The sequence below is a fragment of the Bacteroidota bacterium genome (assembly GCA_016715945.1).
Taxonomy (GTDB): domain Bacteria; phylum Bacteroidota; class Bacteroidia; order Bacteroidales; family F082; genus JALNZU01.
In genome coordinates this window covers 230147-246966 of record JADJXJ010000003.1, presented here as the reverse complement: position 1 = coordinate 246966, position 16820 = coordinate 230147, and the positions used below count along the sequence as shown (strand labels likewise).

The window sequence follows — 16820 nt, the reverse complement described above, 5'->3', positions numbered from 1 at the left end:
ATATCATATGCAATCGCTCATTTTTCGGACTGCTTCGCGGATATTGCTTCCGGTTTTGCTGTTGTTCTCGTTGTTCATTCTATTTAGGGGGCACCACGAACCAGGTGGGGGATTTGTAGGCGGATTGATTGCTGCCATGGCCTTTGCCATGGACGTGATGGCCCGTGGTGTGAAACACACCAAGAAGTTTTTTCCCAAAAGCCCTGTAATGTTTCTATTGCCCGGACTTGTCATTGCCCTGGGCAGTGGCTTGCTGCCACTATTTGTTGGAATGCCTGTCTTTTCCGGGCTTTGGGACCATACGCCCTTGCCAGGAATCGGACATATGAGCAACATTTTGATGTTCGACATAGGGGTTTACCTTGTGGTGATGGGCGTTACCACCAGCATTGTACTCAACCTCAACCAAACAAATTAACGACGCGGCCATGAATATCCTGCTTGCCTTGCTCATCGGGTTTTTGTTTGGCGCTGCCATTTATATGATACTGCGCCGAAGCATCATCAAGCTGATCATCGGGTTGATGTTGTTAAGCTATGCGGCCAATCTGCTCATCTTTGCCGTGGCCAAGGTGCAACGTGCCAGGTTGCCCCTCATTCCCGAAGGATCCTCCAATGTTGTTGCAGACGTGGCCGACCCGCTGCCTCAGGCTCTTGTGCTCACAGCAATCGTTATCGGTTTTGGTGTGATGGCCTTTGCAATTGTGCTCATTCAGCAACTTTACCAGCAATCGGGCGTTGAAGACAGTGATGAACTAAAAACTACTGACCACTGATGCAGGACACTTACGCTCAAATTCTGGTGGCCGCGCCAGTGCTTTATCCCTTGTTGCTGGGTATGCTCACGCTGTCGTTGTGGAACAAGCCCAGATGGCAGCAATGGGTAAATGTGGCCGGTACGGGTGTTTTCGTGCTATTCGGTCTGTTGTTGCTCCACACGGTGCTGAACGAGGGCATACAGGTGGTGCAGTCGGGCAACTGGCGCGCACCATTCGGCATCAGTCTGGTGGCCGACGTGTTCAGCTCGGTCATGGTAGTAATCACAACCATAATGGCTTTTGCCGTTGCCGTTTATTCGGTTTCGTCCATGGGCAGGGAGGATGAGCTACACGAAGCCCGCCGAAGCATTCAGTTTGCCTACTATCCCCTGCTCAACATCATGTATATGGGCATCAACGGAGCATTTCTGACCGGCGATATTTTTAATCTATACGTTTGGTTCGAAGTAATGCTTATTTCCTCTTTTGTGCTTTTGTCGCTCGGACAACGTAAGTTTCAGCTCGAGGGCACCTTTAAATATGTGGCTATTAACCTGCTTTCGTCCACCCTGTTTCTGATCGGGGTAGGATTGTTGTATGCCCTCACCGGCACATTGAACATGGCTGATCTCGCACTGAAGGTTCCGCAGGTGGAAGATCAGGGAATGGTGATGCTGGTGTCGGTGTTTTTCATGGTAGCATTTGGCATCAAATCGGCTGTTTTTCCGCTGTTTTTCTGGCTTCCGGCCTCCTACCACACCCCTCCCATAAGCATTTCGGCCATTTTCGCAGGTATGCTCACCAAGGTTGGGGTATATAGCCTGATCCGGGTGTTCAGTCTGATTTTTGTCACAAATGTCGGGTTCACGCATCACATCCTGCTCTGGATTGCCGGATTAACCATGCTGGTTGGGGTGATGGGTGCAGCGGTGCAGTTCGATATCCGTCGCATTTTATCTTTCCACATCATCAGCCAGATTGGGTATATGGTAATGGGCCTGGCCTTGTTCAGCCCACTCGCCATGGCCGGCGCGGTATTCTACATCATGCACCACATCATCGTTAAAGCCAATCTGTTTTTTATTGGTGGCCTGATCGAAAGGGTAAGCGGGCAGTTCGATGTGCGTCGTGTGGGCGGACTGCTCAATGCCTATCCGCTGCTGGCTGTTCTTTTTCTCATCCCTGCCCTCTCGCTGGCCGGGCTGCCACCATTGTCGGGCTTCTGGAGTAAGTTACTGGTAATCAAGGCTGGCATCGACCTTCAAAGTTATGTCGTTGTATTCGTGGCATTGTTTGTTGGTCTGCTCACCCTTTTCTCAATGATCAAGATCTGGAACGAAGGTTTCTGGGCACCCGCACCCGGGGATGCTCCCCCGTTTACCGAAAAGTTGTGGAGTGCGCGAAACATCTGGATGGTCATTCCTGTTGCCATGCTTGCAGCTATCACCTTGTGGATTGGATTTTATCCGGAACCTTTTTACCAGATTGCAGAAAAAGCTGCATTTCAGCTGCTTAATCCTGAGGAATACATCACCAAGGTTTTGGGAGGTGCACCATGAAATATCTGCTGCTTAACATCTTTCTGGCCTTTATCTGGCTTACGCTTACCCAAAAGTTCAGCCTGGATGAGTTTGCTTTCGGATATCTTGCCGGATATCTGGTCATCTGGTTTACGCATCACAAAGTGCGCAACAAACCCAGGTACGTAACATTTGTGCCCAAGTTTGCCTCATTTGCGTGGCTGTTTGTATGCGAGGTGGTCAAAGGCAGTTTGCGGATTGCAACCGATATTTTGCGATCATCACCCCGCATACGTCCGGGCATCATAGCCATTCCGCTCGACGCGCGCACGGATTTCGAAATAGCCACCCTTGCCAGCATCATCACCCTGACGCCCGGCACCACCAGCCTGGCCGTATCCGACGACAAATCACTTCTCTATGTGTATAGCGTCTATCTGGATGCAGATGAGCAAAAAAACATCGAAGGAATAAAAAAAGGTCTGGAGAAAAAACTGCTGGAGGTATTGCGATGAGCCTAGAAAACTGGATCCTTTACGTCATCCTGCCAATCATGGCCATTTCGATGGTGTTGATCACTGTCAGGGTATTGCGTGGCCCAAGCCTGATGGACAGGGTGGTGGCACTCGACCTGCTTGTGATTGTCAGCATTGGGGGCTTATCGGCTTATGCGGTGCTGCACAATCAGCCGGTGATGATCGATATCTCGCTGGTTTTGGCCCTGATAGCCTTTCTGAGTTCGGTAGGCTTTGCCACCTACCACATGCGAAGCAAAAAAGATAAAGACCGTTTTGACCTGCACTAAACTATGAATGAGATCGTTGTTGTTGCCTTATTGCTGATCGGGTCGCTGGTGATTCTGCTGGCCGCTGTGGGATTGCTCCGTATGCCCGATGTATATCTGCGCATGTCGTCGGCCACCATTGCTGCCACCTTCGGGGTGGCCTCCATGCTGCTGGCCGTTGCCCTGCATTTTGGCGAAACCGGCCATGCCCTTCATGTGCTCGGGGTGATCATTTTTCTCATTCTCAGCGTGCCTGTTGGTTCGCACATGTTGGGCATTGCCGCCTATGTGGCCGGCCTGCCCATGTGGAAAGGCACCGTAAGCGACCGGTTAAAAGATCAGATCAGCCTGGAAAACGGCCGCGTGAAACCCTTGCGACCGGACATTGAGCCGGAGGAAGAAGCAGATGAAATGGAGGAGGAATTGCCATGATTGTGCTGATCGTTTCCGGATTTATGGCAGCCATTCTGGCTCCGGCTTTGTATCACACCCTTCCCCGTTATGCAGGCAAAATACTCAGCCTGATCCCTTTGGCAATGCTGGTGTGGTTGGCTTCCTTTTTTCCGCAGTTGCAGCTCGAACCACAACAACTTTTCAAATACACCTGGTTCAGTTCGGCAGGAATCGGCCTGGACTTTCTGATCGACAGCTTCGGCCTGCTCTTTGGTCTGATCATCACCGGTATTGGCACACTCGTAGTTTTGTATGCTTCGTCTTATCTTCAGGGCCACCCGAAAGAGGGCCGTTTTTATGCATACATCCTCTTCTTTATGACCTCGATGATCGGGGTGGTATTGTCGGACAACATCTTTTCGCTTTTCGTTTTCTGGGAACTCACCAGCATCAGCTCATTTTTGCTCATCGGATTTAAGCACGAGAGCCTCAAATCGCGCAAGGCTGCCCTGCAGGCGTTGCTGGTAACGGGAGGTGGCGGACTTGCCCTGCTGGCAGGTTTGATCATGATGGGCAATATGGCCGGCACTTACAGCCTGGCTGCCTTGCTGCACAGCGGTACCAATTTCGGCACACAGCCCTTATACATCCCCGCGCTGATATTGATTTTGTTGGGCGCCTTCACCAAGTCGGCGCAGTTTCCTTTCCATTTCTGGCTCCCCAATGCCATGGAAGCGCCAACCCCGGTGAGCGCATACCTGCATTCGGCCACCATGGTCAAGGCCGGAGTGTTTTTGCTAGCACGGCTGAATCCCATGCTTTCGGGTAATCCCCTCTGGCACGAAAGCCTGATGATATTCGGAGGTATCACCATGATCAGCGGCGCTGCCATGGCCACCGGCCAGACCGACCTGAAACGCATCCTGGCCTATACCACTGTGAGCGCACTCGGTATCATGGTATTTCTGATTGGATCGGGAGGAAAGTATGCCATTACGGCGGCCGTGAGTTTTCTCCTCGTTCATTCGCTCTACAAAGGAGCCCTGTTCCTGGTTGCCGGAGCTGTTGACCACGAAACTGGCACGCGCGACATCCGTCAGTTGGGCGGTTTGCGCACAAAAATGCCGATCACCTTTGCGGCTGCCCTGCTGGCAGGTCTTTCTTATGCCGGGATTCCGCCATTTCTCGGTTTCATCGCCAAAGAGCTGATCTACGAATCCTCGCTCGGTTTAGCAGCGTTTCACCTGCCCTGGACAGCTGCCGCCCTGATTACCAACATCTTCCTTGTGGCCACTGCCGCATTGGTGGTCTGGAAACCCTTTACCGGCCAGATGACAAGCACCCCAAAAACTGCCCACGAGGCTCCTGTGGCCATGTGGATCGGTCCTTTGCTGCTGGGCCTGATTGGCCTTGCCACCGGTATCTTCCCTAAGATGATTTCGCCGGTCATACATTCAGCGATCCAAAATATTTCTGGTTTGCAGGGGGCAAAGCTCGTGCTCTGGCATGGGTGGAATATTCCCTTACTGCTCAGCATAGTCACACTTGCCGGTGGTCTGGGCTGGTTTGCTCTCACTCCCCGCTTGCATAAGATTACCCTTTTTGACCGGCTTTCCATCATCGGCCCTGAAAACGCATACGAAAAAGGCCTGAACGGCCTTCTGAAATGGGCTGATATCCAAACCAATTTCTTTCAGGATGGTAAGCTTCGACACTATTTTTACTGGATTTTATCCACATTCACCTTTTTAATATTTTACACCGCCATGCGATTCGGTTCGCTGGGCAAGCTGAACATCGAACCCAACGGCGTACTTTTTCATGAATTGATGATTGTGCTGGTCATGCTTATTTCCACATACAAGGCCATCACATCCGAAACCGTCCTCAGTGCGGTGGCAGCCCTTGGCATCACCGGTTTTGGCATGGCACTGCTGTTTGCCTTGTTCAGCGCTCCCGACCTGGCGCTTACACAATTCTCAATCGAAACGCTTACCGTGCTGTTGCTGGTGTTCATCATTTATAAGGTTCCCAGGTTCGGACAACATAGCACTGCGACAATCCGCAGGCGCGATGCCATCATCTCGTCCCTTGCCGGTATTTCGATGAGCCTGCTGGTGCTTATCGCATTGCAACTCCCCGAAGGAGAACGTATCAGCAGGTATTTTGTCGAAAACAGCTACGAGCTGGCCCACGGGCGCAACATTGTCAACGTGATACTGGTCGATTTCAGGGCGTTGGATACAATGGGAGAAATTGTGGTTCTTGCGCTGGCTGCCATAGGCGTTTTCACCCTGCTCAGGTTTCGCACTCGGGCCGAAAAAGCGGAAAAGGACTGATTATTAAGACTTAAAAAGCTTTATATCAATTCTTTCAGGCCCGATGGCACCAGGTTTTGTGGCTCACGACGGGGTTCGAAAATGTATGCTCAGTTTCTGGATTCAACTCAAATCGGCTTTCTACCAGGAGCCTTTCGCTCAGTAAGAAATTTCAATCTTCTGGTGGCCCTGAAGATCCAACCAGAAATAGGTCTTGTCGTTGTGCCGGCGCATCTGAAAACCTGCGCCCTGGACAACTATTTTCTCTGATGGTACAACAAAACTCAGTCCTTTGATTGCAAACGGGTTGTGGTTAATTACCCTGATCTGATTGTCGCTGATTGGAATGACCTCCACATGACGGAGGGCCTCATGATATTTTGCAAGCTGACCAAGCGTAGCAAGGTGCAGTCTGCCAGATTTGCGCAAGGCATCGAGTCGGGCCAGGGCGCGGTCGAAACCCGGCATAGCAACGAGGCTGCTGTCGGCACGCCATGTCCAGAATCCCTTTCCGGACAAGGCCCATGCCGGATAGATATGGTTGATCCAAATGCTGTGATACCGCAAAAGCCTTTCGAGGCGGGCAGGCGAGAAGGCGTAATCCCACATCCCGTCGTCGGGCATTTCGAGTGTGCCAGTGGTGTTCCACAACAGAAAACCCTCAGCCAGGGGATGTGTAGTAAAAACCGCTGACGGAAAGGCCGCCGAAAAGCCCGGGTATGGAATCATATAATTGCCGTCGAAACCGTATGCAGCAAAACGCTGAAGCTCCTCCGGGGCAGGGTTCCAAAGGTATCTGATGCCGTATTTGCGCCACAAGTCGGCTGAATAGTGCCGGCGGTGGCGGATGAGTCCGTCGCCGACAAGGTTTTCGCGGTTGGCATCGGGATGGTTGTTGTAACCATGATCAATCCATGTGGCTGAACCATAGTTTAATTGCATGTGCTTCAGCGATTTCCGCATCCAGCTCCGTTTGCTGCTATGTTGCTCAGGTGTGTGCAGGCATATTTCGTGACCTTGATAGTGCAAAGTATCCATCAGGCTGCGGAAATCATCCTCCTGCAGGCTGGCCTGTCGGCCGGGAAACATGCCGCGGCTGGCCTCCATGTTTGTGATCTGCTCCGGATTGTGATAAAACACACTTTTCGTGACAGGTATCCCGTATTTGTCGAAACCACCCTGAGCCCGCGAGGGATGGGCGATGGTATCGCTGCCAAAATGTACTGCCCGTTGGGTGCGCACATCCGTCCAATCGGCATGCTCGGTAAAAACCACCGCTGCTTCGGCTCCGCCAGGCACGGCCATGAGCAAGGGCATCGCCGGTGAGCCCCTGCCCACAAACAAATCTACCTTTCCTCGCAGTTGCCGGTGATGCCTGAGTGCGACATGGCTCAGGTCGCTAAATGAATCGCGCAACGTCTCGGAGCGCGGATACCGGATAAACGGCTGTGCATCAGCATAGTGAAGGTTTGCAATCAGGCGCCTGTTTGCCATATCCACCTGTGCCGAAGCCACATGGCGGGCCTGCATCAAAGCCAGCCTGCGCTGCCCGGCCCCACTCAGCATGCCGCCATGACCAATGAATACCGAGGTTTCATGCATCGGAGCATACTGCCTGCCCTGACCGTCGAAAGCCATCACAATATCGTCGTGAACCGGCACCACCAATGCCATGCGCGACAAAGGAGCTGTTTTGCGCATGCGGCCGGCCATCCGAAACTCAATGGCGCCCGAGCTCAGCGGACGAACATGCAATCTGGCAGAAGTAAACCGGTCAGCCGTTCTGAAGGCTGCGTACCACTCCCCCTCCCGACTTCTAAATCCCTGAAAAACAAATCTATCTGAAAAAGAACTGATTGCATGTCCATTGTTTGTTATTTCAACGATCCACTGAAAAGGGCCGGCAAGCATGTGGCCCCGGGGATCGGCCAGCACTATCTGCCCGGTAAGCCTGCTGTATAAAAGGGCATAATCGGGCGTCTGAAACAACAACCTGAAGTCAGGGCCAGGTTCGCTCTCGTAAGCAGGAGGGAGAAAGTGTGGCGCCTCGTGCGGCCTGAACAGCGCAAACGCCTGGCCGACCAATATATCAACCGAATCGGGATTCCAAAGATAAACGCGCAGAAAAGCCTGATCGAGGTAATCGCGCGGTAACAAAACTTTGCCGGATACAATCGTTTCGACCCCTGCGGGTTCAGCATTTATGGGCAATGCGTGCCAGTATCTCAGGCTGTCGGCCGCCATGACTGTGAGCACCATCCAGGCTGTGCCATCCGATGCCAGCTGCGCTCGCACAAAAAGTTCAGCCTCGGCATTTTTACCTGCCAGACTTTCAGGCAGAAAAAAATCCCGGGCAAGCGAGTAGGTATCGGCCGGGCCGATTTGAAACTTATTGTCTGAATGGCCGGAATGCCAGAGGGTAAGGGTATCGGCTTGGCTGCCCTCTGAGTTGGGCAACAATTGCTGCGCGCGCAGCGTAAAGCCGCTGAGGACTATGGCAAAAAGTAGTAAGATGCGGCTTGCACCATCATTCATATTCAAGCACTTCCACCTCGCCTTTCACAATGCGCATGGCGTTGTAGGCATGGGCTTCGAGGTCGTTCACAGTGGGATAAAGCGCAAGTGGGGCCAGTTTGCCAACCCGCCTCTTCACATTGTCGAGAAACAGTTCGCTGTTGAAAATCTGTCCCGACAGGATGATGGCATCCACCTCGCCTTCAAGGGTGGCATAATGGGAGGCGATTTCTTTGCTCACCTGGTAGGCGCAGGCTTCCGAAACAAAAAGTGCTTTTGGATCTTTGGCAGCAATCATTGCATTGATCTGCTGGATGTTGTCGGTGCCAAGGTAAGCCGCATAACCGCCTTTGACATTGACCATTTCGCGCACTTCTTTTTCGGAATATTTCCCGCTGAAGCACAGGCTGATGAGCTGACCAACCGGCAAAGTTCCGGCGCGTGTGATGCTGAAAGGTCCGCTGCCGTCGAACGCCTGATTTACATCCACCACGCGGCCTTTCTGGTGGGCACCCACCGAGATGCCACCCAAACCGATGTGGCAGACAATCAGGTTGAGGTCTTCGTACTGCCTGTTGATGCTCTTGGCATATTTGCGGGCAAAAAACTTATGGCTCAGGGCGTGGAAGATCGACTTATGTTCAAACATGGGATGGCCTGTCATACGGGCTAGGTCCGATAGCTCATCAACCACCACAGGATCAGCCATATAGGCCTGCTTGCCCGTCATCGCAGCCAGATCGAAGGCAATGAGCCCGCCAAGATTGGTTTCGTGCATGCCCGAAACACCTTTACGCAGATCTTCGACCATACGTGCATTGACCCTGTAGATGCCTGATTTCAGGGGTTTGATCAGGCCACTGCGCGCCATGATGATGTCCACTTTGTGCACATCGTAGTCGTTGCGCCTGAGCTCGGCTATGATGGCATCGCGGCGGTAAGCAGTTTGATCCGGAATGAAATCAAAGCGTGCCAGGTCGTCGGCCGGGTGTTTGATGCTTTTCAGAAACATGGGCTCGTTGTTGTAGTACACGGCTATGCGTGTGGCCCATTTCTCGGGATAGATGACCAGAATCTTTTTTTGCAGCATAATGGCAGGCGTTGAGGTATCGGGCAAAGGTAAAAAAGCTTTCTCAAAAGCGGTTACAGATGAGCGGCACACCTGTCGTTTCCTGGCCCTGGCAGCGCAATCACATATTTCGACGGTATTGGCCGCCCACCTCAAACAAAGTGTGTGTGATCTGGCCGAGGGAAGCATATTTGGTGGCTTCCATCAGGGCTTCGAACACATTCTGGTTGTTGAGTGCGGCCTTGCGCAACCCGGCCAGTGAACGCGCCGTTTCGTCGGCCCAGGTTTTATGCAGGGCTTCGAGCATCGCAATCTGATATTCCTTTTCGGCTTCGGTGGCCCGGATGACTTCGTCGGGTATAATGGTCGGAGAGCCTTTGGACGACAGAAAGGTATTCACCCCGATGATGGGCAGTTTGCCGGTGTGCTTGAGGGTTTCGTAGTAGAGCGATTCTTCCTGTATTTTGCTTCGCTGATACATGGTTTCCATGGCGCCGAGCACCCCTCCGCGTTCTGTAAGGCGGTCGAATTCGGCCATCACCGCCTCTTCCACCAGCCGGGTAAGCTCCTCGATGATGAACGAACCCTGCAGGGGGTTTTGGTTTTTTGCCAGCCCGAGTTCGTGGTTGATAATCATCTGAATGGCCATGGCACGGCGCACGCTTTCCTCGGTTGGTGTGGTGATGGCTTCGTCGTAGGCATTGGTATGCAGTGAGTTGCAGTTGTCGTAGATGGCATAAAGCGCCTGCAGTGTGGTGCGGATATCGTTGAAATCAATCTCCTGGGCATGCAGCGAACGGCCTGATGTCTGGATGTGGTATTTGAGTTTTTGCGAGCGCTCGTTGGCTCCGTAGCGGTTTTTCATGGCCTTGGCCCAGATGAGCCTGGCCACGCGACCGATGACCGAAAACTCCGGATCGACCCCATTGGAAAAGAAGAAGCTCAGGTTGGGCGCAAAGTCATCAATGTGCATGCCCCGCGAAAGGTAATATTCCACATAGGTAAACCCGTTGGCCAGGGTGAATGCCAGCTGGGTAATCGGATTGGCGCCCGCCTCGGCGATGTGGTAACCTGAGATGGAAACCGAGTAGAAATTCTGCACATTGTGACGGATGAAATATTCCTGCACATCGCCCATCAGTTTGAGGGAGAAGTCGGTCGAAAAGATGCAGGTATTCTGAGCCTGGTCTTCCTTCAGGATATCTGCCTGCACAGTGCCTCTTACCCTGCAAAGGGTATCGGCTTTGATGCGCTCGTACACTTCGCGCGGCAGCACCTGGTCGCCCGTGATGCCCAGCAATAGCAGCCCAAGCCCGTCGTTGCCCTTTGGCAGCTGACCCTGATAGGCCGGACGCGGCAGGCCTTTTTGCCGGTAAATGCGTTCGATGGTGGCATTCACTTCTTCTTCCAGGCCATTTTGACGGATATAGAGCTCACACTGCTGGTCGATGGCGGCATTCATGAAAAACCCGACCAGGGTAGGTGCCGGCCCGTTGATGGTCATGCTGACACTGGTCTTGGGGTCGGCCAGGTTGAATCCGGAATAGAGTTTTTTGGCATCGTCGAGGCAGGCAACCGACACCCCGGCATTGCCGATTTTTCCATAAATATCGGGCCGCCGTCCGGGGTCTTCGCCGTAGAGGGTAACCGAATCGAAAGCCGTGGACAACCTTCTGGCCGGTTGGCCGTAGCTCAGATAATGAAAGCGTTTGTTGGTGCGCTCCGGTCCGCCTTCGCCTGCAAACATCCTTGTAGGATCTTCCTCCTCACGCTTGAACGGAAAAACCCCGGCAGCATACGGAAATTCTCCCGGCACATTTTCGCTCAGGCTCCAGCGCACAATCTCGCCCCAGGCCCTGAAGGGGGGCAAGGCCACCTTGGGGATACGCAGATGCGACAAACTTTCGGTATGTGTTGCCACACGAATTTCGCGTCCACGTACCTTGTACACGTATTCCGGACCGGCATACAGCGCTTTTCTGGCGCTCCAGCCCTGGATGATTTCGTGCGTATTGGCATCCATTCGGGCTTCCGTTTCCCGGATCAGGGCATCAATTTCAGTGGTATCCCTGCCCTGGCTGCGAAGCAATTCGGCGGTTTGCACAAGCGACTGCAAACGGGCTGCAGCCTCGCTCTGCGCCTCAACCCAACGGTTGTACTGCCGCACGGTTTCGGCTATCTCGCTCAGGTAACGCACCCTGCCGGGCGGGATGATGAACAGCTTTTCCGACATCTCCTCCGGAGGTGTCATGACAGTGTCGAACCTTGCACCCGTCTTCTGGTTGATGGCATGCAGCAGGGCCAGATAAAGGGCATTCACCCCCGGATCGTTGAACTGCGATGCGATGGTGCCGTACACGGGCATCTCGTCGGCAGGACGATCGAAAAGACGGTGGTTGCGCTGGTATTGTTTTTTTACGTCGCGCAGCGCATCGAGTGCCCCCCGCTTGTCGAACTTGTTGATGGCCACCACATCGGCAAAGTCGAGCATGTCGATCTTCTCGAGCTGGCTGGCTGCACCATATTCCGGAGTCATCACATAAAGCGAAACATCGCTGTGATCGACAATCTCGGTATCGCTCTGACCTATCCCACTGGTTTCGAGGATGATAAAATCGAAACCTGCCGCCTGCAAAATTACTTCCGCATCGCGCACATATTTCGACATGGCCAGGTTGGATTGCCGTGTGGCCAGCGAGCGCATGTACACATTTGGATGGTCTATGGCATTCATCCGGATGCGGTCGCCCAGCAAAGCGCCTCCGCTTTTGCGTTTGGAAGGATCTACCGATATGATTCCCAGTGTTTTGCCAGGCTGATCATGCAGAAAGCGCCTCACCAGTTCATCCACCAGACTTGATTTGCCTGCACCTCCGGTTCCGGTAATGCCCAGCACGGGGGCGCGTTTTATTGTTCCGGCCCTGAGGCGTTCGATGGTGGCGGCTGCCTGGTCAGGATTGTTTTCTGCTGCCGATATCAGCTGACCGATAAGGCGATGGTTGCCAGGGTTCAGCTCTTCGGGCTTAAAGTCGGTGAGTTTGCCCGTTGGGAAATCGCAATGGCTGAGCAGATCATTGATCATGCCTTGCAGGCCCATGGCCCGGCCATCGTCGGGCGAATAAATTCGGGTAATTCCATAGGCATGCAGCTCTTCGATTTCGTTGGGTAAAATCACCCCGCCGCCTCCGCCAAAAATGCGAATGTGCCCGCATCCGGCTTCGTGCAGCAGGTCGTACATGTATTTGAAAAATTCCATATGCCCTCCCTGATAGGAGGTGATGGCAATGGCCTGTGCATCTTCCTGAATGGCAGCCTGCACGATCTCGTGCACTGAGCGGTTGTGTCCGAGGTGTATCACCTCGGCCCCGCTGGCCTGCAATATGCGTCTCATGATGTTGATGGCTGCATCGTGCCCGTCGAACAGCGAGGCAGCGGTGACGATGCGCACGTGATGCTGCGGCCTGTAAATATCAGTGGGAAGGCCGGTTATGGCCCTGGTTGCGGCTTGTTTCTGCATACGTATTGCGTGCTGTTTTTGCAAAAATAAACTTTGTGGGGCACGCACCGCATACGATTGCGGAAATCGGTAAAGTTTTACCTGTTTGCCCGCGTGAGCAGTACCAAAGGATTGATTAACCGCAACATTTCCATTGGGTTGCTGAACTCCCCAACCTTGAAATGACAGGATTGTGCGGAATTGAGGTTAGTCAGCGGTGGTGTTGACCTGTCGTACCCGGTTCAAAATATTACCTCAGGTTATATCCAGAGTAAAACAGTATGTGAAAATGAACTAAGCTTTTATATGCATCAAATCCGGTAAAACTTCTTCCGCTCCACGAAGTAGGCCAGTCCCTCGGGTGTAGCCACACTTCTGATCAGGCTTTCGAAGGCTTGTGCAAACAAAATCTCGAACGAGAAGCTCTCGGGCGGAAACAATTCGGGATTGTGGATGTCGATGATGCGGGCCAGATAAAGCCGGGCGATGAGTTCGGTGCTCAGGTCGCTGCGATACATGCCCTGGGCGATGCCACTGTTGAGGTTGCGCCGGATGCTGCCGGAGATAAACTCAAGTCGTTTTTCAAATTGATTTTGCCAGGCCTGGGGATAAAGCAGTTTGAGCTGGGGCGAAACAGAAGGAAAAATCTCGCTGAAACGTTCGGCTATACGCTTCGAAACCAGCAACATGGCATCTATGGCATTGCTATCTCCGTTGATGCCGCTGACGATGTCGCTGAACTTTTCCAGTTCGTATTCGAGCAGGTGTTCCACCAATTCGTCGGGGGTTTGCACGTGCATGCGCAACTGGTGCACATCAATGTTTCCGGATTGTGCAAGCCGGTCGAAGGTCAGATCGACCTGGCCATTGAGGATCAATTGGTGACGGATGGTATCGAGTATAGGTCTCAACTGTGGTTCAACCATGATGGTGTTGTTTGGCAATCAGCAATACAAAACGAGGGCAGGTTTGTTCACTGCCCGGCTGAATGACGCTTTGCATGCGATGAGGGTTGCAGGATTCAGCGGGTGAGGATCACTTTTTGTTTTTTTTGGGCCTGGTTGCTTTTCAGGCTCAGAAAATACACCCCTGGTGCGAGCTGATGTGTGGCATTGTCGAAGATCACCTCATATTTTCCGGCCGGCATAAACTCATCGCGCAGGCGCGCCACCTCGCTGCCTCTGGCGTCGAGCACCGACAACAGCACCTGCGAGGGTTTGGTGATGCGGAAGGAAAAAATCGTATGTTGGTTGAAAGGATTGGGCGAGCTGGGTTCAAGGTGAAGCATGCCTTCGTCGCTTTCGGGCAGGAAAGTGGTCATATCCACTATGGCTGTGTAGATGGCCAGGCTGCCATTGTTTTCGCGTCGGGTCCAGATGGGCCGCACCATTCCGTTCACAGCCGAGATGTTGTTGTAATCGCCGAAAAACTGGCCGCCTGAAGGTGTAAAAGGACTTTCGCTGACCTTGAAATTTGTAAAAGTCCCGCCCCCGTCGTACGACACTGCCATGTACACATCGGTGGCGTTGTTGCTGTGGTTGCGCCGGTCGTAAAACACAAAATACAGGTAGCCGGTGGATTGGTCAATGGTCATCCAGGTGAAAAACTGGTGTTTTCCCGGCGGGTCGTCGTTCACCCTGATCGGAGCGCTCCAGGTGCTGCCGCCATCAGTGGATTTTGTCAGCCAGATGTCGGTATCGTTGGTGCCATTGCGCTGGTCGGCCCAGTTGATGTAGATGGTGCCCCTGTTCGGGCCGTTGCTGAGGTCGCAAACCGTAACCGGCATGCCGTTGCAACGGTAGATGCCCGGTATGCTGATATCCCAGCCACCGGGTTGATCGGTCACAAAGATGTCGTTGTCGAGCCAGGTTTGGCCACCATCGAGCGAGCGGTCGAACACAATACCCAGCGGACCAGCCCAGGCCACATAAACCTCCCCATTGGGTCCAACAGCTGGCACAGCCCCTTCCACAGTGTTGTCGCTGTCGATGCAATCGCCGGGCACCTGGTTGATGGTGATGGCATCCGACCAGGTTTGGCCGCCATCGGTCGATTTGCTGAAACGTATGTTGCTCTGGCAGTTGGGGTTGCTGCTGCCATAGGTGTCGAATTGCGTCCAGGTCACGTAAATGGTGTTGGTAGCCGGATCAATCACGGCCCAGTGTTTGTCCTGTGCTTTGGTGCCATTCAGCCCCATGTATGTTCCTGCTCCCCAGGTATTTGTGTTTTTATCGAACTTCTGGCAAACGATGCGGTCAATCCAGCTGCCATTTACCGGATTCGACAGGTGAAAATAATAAAAATCGCCCAGGGTATCGGTGATGATCACCGGATCGCCCCACACGCCCAGCACGGGTTCGGTGAGGATACCCGAAGTCCAGGTGTAGCCGCCATCCTGAGAATAATACCAGTAGTTGAGGTTCGACCCGGCCATGATCTGATTCGGATTTTTGGGATTAATCCAAATGCTGGGTTCATTGGGGCCGCTGAAATTTCCAAGCTTTATGTTTTGATATTGTGTTAGTTGCGCATTTGCAACTGTCGCTATGAAGAGGCTAAGCAATAATGCCGGAATCCGGTTCATGTTGTATGGTTTTGAGGTTTCATTTTGTTTTCGGTGGTAGCCACGATGCAGGCCACTCCGGCATCGCCGGTAACGTTGACCACAGTGCGAAGCATATCGAGGGGCCTGTCCACAGCAAAAATGAGGGCGATGCCCTCGGCGGGTATGCCCACAGCTCCAAGCACGATGACGAGCATAATCATGCCTGCACCCGGTACGGCAGCAGAACCGATACTTGCCAGGGTGGCCGTAAGTATGATGGTGAGCTGTTGTGCCAGGGTAAGATCCATGCCGTAAATCTGTGCGAGAAAAACAGCCGCCACGGCCTGATAGAGGCTCGTACCATCCATGTTGATGGTAGCGCCCAGCGGAAGCACGAAACTGGCTACCTCGTTTTTCACTTTCAGGTTTTCCTCGCAACACTGCATGGTCATGGGCAGGGTGGCGGCGCTCGAGCTGGTGCTGAAGGCCAGTAACTGAGCCGGGGCCATGCCGCGCAAAAACTCGAAGTATCGCAGGCGAGTAAAGAAATGTATCATCAGGGGGTAGAAGCCAAATACCAGCAAAAACAATCCAAGAACCACCGAGAGGGCATACATGCCCAGGGAAGCAAAAAGGCTGATGGTGTCGGCAGGATTATTGCCGGCAACATCGGTAATGATGCCGGCCATCAGTGCAAATACGCCCAAAGGTGCCACATACATCACCATGTGGATCATTTGCATGACCACGTCGTTCAGGCCGGCAAACAGCGCCTTCAGGGAGGCTGCTTTACCGTTGTCCACTTTGATCAAAGCCAGCCCAAAGAGCAGCGAAAAGAAAATCACCTGAAGCATGCGTGCATTCTGGCTCAGGGCGGCAAAAATATTGTCGGGCACCAGGTCGACCACAAATTGCAGAGGCCCCCGGCTGACTTCAGGTTGCAATGCACTGCGTTCGGCAAAACGCGCCTGGAACTCAGCCGATTTCTCGGGGCTGAGAAAATTTCCCGGACCAATCAGGTTGGCCACCAACAATCCCACTGTGACTGCAACCACTGTCGTAATCAGATACAATGCGATTGTTTTCAGCCCGATTCGCGACAGGCTGCCCACATCGCCCAGTCCGGCAATCCCGCTGATGAGCGAAACCACAATAAGGGGTATAGCGATGACCTTGAGCAGGTTAATAAAGATGGTTCCCCAGGGTTTGATCCAGTCGGTGGTGAACTGATGCCATCCTGCAGCAACGGCAAGCAGGCCAAACAATATGCCCGCCAGCATCCCAAGCAGGATAAGCCAGTGCAGCGGCAAAGCGGTTAGTTTTTTCATATGCGGCAGGCTGAGCGTGCAGGTTCCAAAAGTAAGGAAATCCAATCAGAGAAATCCGGCTTTTTCAGGCTTCGGAATAAACAAAAAGGGTGTTA

Annotated in this window: 13 protein-coding genes; 7 read left to right on the top strand and 6 right to left on the bottom strand. The window is 53.1% G+C overall.

The features are described from left to right. The first annotated feature begins 7 nt into the window (after positions 1-7). Genes IPM52_11370 through IPM52_11340 form a run of 7 tightly spaced genes read left to right on the top strand, consistent with a single transcriptional unit; the run spans position 8 to position 5794 of the window. Positions 8-418, top strand: coding sequence for a Na+/H+ antiporter subunit B (locus IPM52_11370; GenBank protein MBK9292210.1), 411 nt, complete (start codon positions 8-10; stop codon positions 416-418). A gap of 10 nt (positions 419-428) precedes the next feature. Next, a complete protein-coding gene (locus tag IPM52_11365; protein MBK9292209.1) occupies positions 429-776 on the top strand; it encodes a Na+/H+ antiporter subunit C in 348 nt (115 codons plus the stop codon). Continuing rightward, positions 776-2317: a Na+/H+ antiporter subunit D gene (locus IPM52_11360; GenBank protein ID MBK9292208.1), complete on the top strand. Its 1542-nt coding sequence runs from the start codon at positions 776-778 to the stop codon at positions 2315-2317. The genes IPM52_11365 and IPM52_11360 overlap by 1 nt, the downstream gene beginning before the upstream one ends. Continuing rightward, positions 2314-2793 carry a Na+/H+ antiporter subunit E gene (locus IPM52_11355; GenBank protein ID MBK9292207.1) on the top strand — a complete coding sequence of 160 codons (480 nt, stop codon included), beginning with the start codon at positions 2314-2316 and terminating at the stop codon, positions 2791-2793. The genes IPM52_11360 and IPM52_11355 overlap by 4 nt, the downstream gene beginning before the upstream one ends. After that, positions 2790-3083, top strand: a complete 294-nt coding sequence (locus IPM52_11350) for a cation:proton antiporter (protein MBK9292206.1) — start codon at positions 2790-2792, stop codon at positions 3081-3083. The genes IPM52_11355 and IPM52_11350 overlap by 4 nt, the downstream gene beginning before the upstream one ends. 3 nt (positions 3084-3086) lie before the next feature. Then, on the top strand, positions 3087-3494 hold the full coding sequence (locus tag IPM52_11345) for a monovalent cation/H(+) antiporter subunit G (protein MBK9292205.1): 408 nt from the start codon (positions 3087-3089) through the stop codon (positions 3492-3494). Beyond that, on the top strand, positions 3491-5794 hold the full coding sequence (locus IPM52_11340) for a putative monovalent cation/H+ antiporter subunit A (protein ID MBK9292204.1): 2304 nt from the start codon (positions 3491-3493) through the stop codon (positions 5792-5794). The genes IPM52_11345 and IPM52_11340 overlap by 4 nt, the downstream gene beginning before the upstream one ends. A gap of 138 nt (positions 5795-5932) precedes the next feature. Here IPM52_11340 and IPM52_11335 read toward each other — a convergent pair whose 3' ends face one another. From IPM52_11335 to IPM52_11310, 6 genes are all read right to left on the bottom strand, one after another. Further along, positions 5933-8308 (bottom strand): hypothetical protein, encoded by a 2376-nt coding sequence (locus IPM52_11335; GenBank protein MBK9292203.1) that lies wholly within the window; start codon positions 8306-8308, stop codon positions 5933-5935. Beyond that, positions 8301-9377, bottom strand: coding sequence for a butyrate kinase (buk, locus tag IPM52_11330; protein MBK9292202.1), 1077 nt, complete (start codon positions 9375-9377; stop codon positions 8301-8303). Before buk ends, IPM52_11335 begins: the two co-directional genes overlap by 8 nt. Positions 9378-9477: 100 nt before the next feature. Next, entirely contained in the window at positions 9478-12873 is a 3396-nt protein-coding gene (locus tag IPM52_11325; GenBank protein ID MBK9292201.1) for a methylmalonyl-CoA mutase family protein, read from the bottom strand. Positions 12874-13163: 290 nt separating this feature from the next. Then, positions 13164-13778: a hypothetical protein gene (locus IPM52_11320; GenBank protein ID MBK9292200.1), complete on the bottom strand. Its 615-nt coding sequence runs from the start codon at positions 13776-13778 to the stop codon at positions 13164-13166. A 95-nt stretch (positions 13779-13873) separates the two neighbouring features. Further along, complete coding sequence (locus IPM52_11315) at positions 13874-15436, bottom strand: T9SS type A sorting domain-containing protein (GenBank protein ID MBK9292199.1); 1563 nt, start codon at positions 15434-15436, stop codon at positions 13874-13876. Next, the gene (locus IPM52_11310; protein MBK9292198.1) at positions 15433-16725 is read right to left on the bottom strand and encodes a dicarboxylate/amino acid:cation symporter; all 1293 of its coding nucleotides are present in this window, start codon (positions 16723-16725) and stop codon (positions 15433-15435) included. Before IPM52_11310 ends, IPM52_11315 begins: the two co-directional genes overlap by 4 nt. Between the last annotated feature and the right edge of the window lie 95 nt (positions 16726-16820).